Annotated in this window: 1 protein-coding gene; it reads left to right on the forward strand. The window is 70.9% G+C overall.

All coding sequences use genetic code 11. The features are described 5' to 3' along the window. The first annotated feature begins 123 nt into the window (after positions 1-123). Positions 124-1,500: an IS1380 family transposase gene (locus AB0L56_RS31495; protein WP_365429566.1), complete on the forward strand. Its 1,377-nt coding sequence runs from the start codon at positions 124-126 to the stop codon at positions 1,498-1,500. Positions 1,501-1,663 lie beyond the last annotated feature (163 nt).

Consider the following 1,663-nt stretch of genomic DNA (forward strand, 5'->3'; position numbering starts at 1 on the left):
AACCTCGCGCTTTCACGAGGTGGGGTGTCCGAGGCTTGATCAAATAAGCGGAGAGTGCTCCTGACCTGCAACGATGGGACTTGTCTAGGGTCCATGTCGGCGCAAGGAAGAAGCACTCTCCAGGTGAAGAAGCGTATCGGGTCCTACCCGCGTGTCCGCACCGAGGGCGGCGGTCGGGCCGTCGTCTCACAGGCCGGGAGCGTGCTGCTGGTCGAGACGGTCCGCAAGGCCGGTCTGGACGCCGCGATATCCGCGGCGCTGACACCGTGGCGGAAGGCCCGGGCCGTTCACGATCCCGGGAAGGTCCTGCTGGACGTCGCGTTGGCGGTCGCGTCAGGTGGGGACTGTCTCGCGGACGTGGGCATGCTGCGGGCCGAGCCGGCCGTGTTCGGGCCGGTCGCTTCCGATCCGACGGTTTCCCGCCTGATCGATGCCCTTGCCGTCTCCGGGGAGAAGGCCCTGCAGGCGATCCGTTCCGCACGGGCCCAAGCGCGTGAGCGGGTCTGGCAGTTGGCCGGCCGGGCGGCGCCCGACGCGGGCGGGACGGTGACCGTCGACCTGGACGGTGTGCTGGTTGTCGCGCACTCCGACAAGGAGGACGCCGCCCCGACCTGGAAGCGGACCTACGGCCATCACCCGCTCATGGCGTTCGTCGACCACGGCCCCGGCGGAACCGGGGAACCGGTCGCCGCCCTGCTCAGGCCAGGCAACGCGGGATCGAACACCGCCGCCGACCACATCACCACCGCCCGGCTCGCCCTGGCCCAACTGCCGAAGGAGTACCGGCGGGGCCGGCGGACCCTGATCCGCACGGACTCCGCGGGCGGCACCCACGACTTCGTGGCCTGGCTGGCCCGGCGGGGGCGGTGGCTGTCCTACTCGGTCGGCATGGTGATCACCGAGCAGGTCCACCAGCACGTCCTGAAGGTTCCCGCATCCGCCTGGTCGGCGGCGGTCGAGGCGGACGGCGAGGTCCGGGACGGGGCCTGGGTCGCCGAGCTCACCGGCGATGTCCTGGACGGCTGGCCGACGGGCATGCGGCTGATCGTCCGCAAGGAACGTCCCCATCCCGGGGCTCAGTTGAGACTGACGGACGCGGACGGCATGCGGTTGACCTGTTTCGCGACCAATACCGCCGACCGGCCGATCGCCGAACTCGAGCTGCGTCACCGTCGGCGGGCGAGAGCCGAGGACCGGATTCGTGCCGCCCGGGCCACCGGCCTGCGGAACCTGCCCCTGCACCGCACGGCCCAGAACAAGGTCTGGCTCGAGATCGTCCAGATCGCTCTCGACCTGCTGGCCTGGATGCCGATGCTCGCCCTGACCGGCGAGGCCCGGCTCTGGGAGCCCCGCCGCCTGCGGCTCCGGCTGTTCGCCGCGGCCGGACAGCTCGTCACCACCGGCCGACGCCGCAGCCTCCGCCTCGCCCGGCACTGGCCCTGGACCCGCCACATCACCGCCGCCCTCGACCAGCTCGCACTCCTGCCGAATCCCGGCTGACCAGCGGATCCACCCGCCCCTACGAAAGCACCTCACCACCCGGAGCAGTGGAACCCGGCGTCCACCCGAGACGACACTCGGGCCGCCAGCCTGCCCAACCTCCATCACCAGCAACAAGATGGGCCACCGACTCCGTCGGCGGCCCATCAAGAAAGATCGAGGT

Source organism: Streptomyces sp. NPDC052079 (assembly GCF_040680275.1).
In the GTDB taxonomy this organism is placed as follows: Bacteria; Actinomycetota; Actinomycetes; order Streptomycetales; family Streptomycetaceae; genus Streptomyces.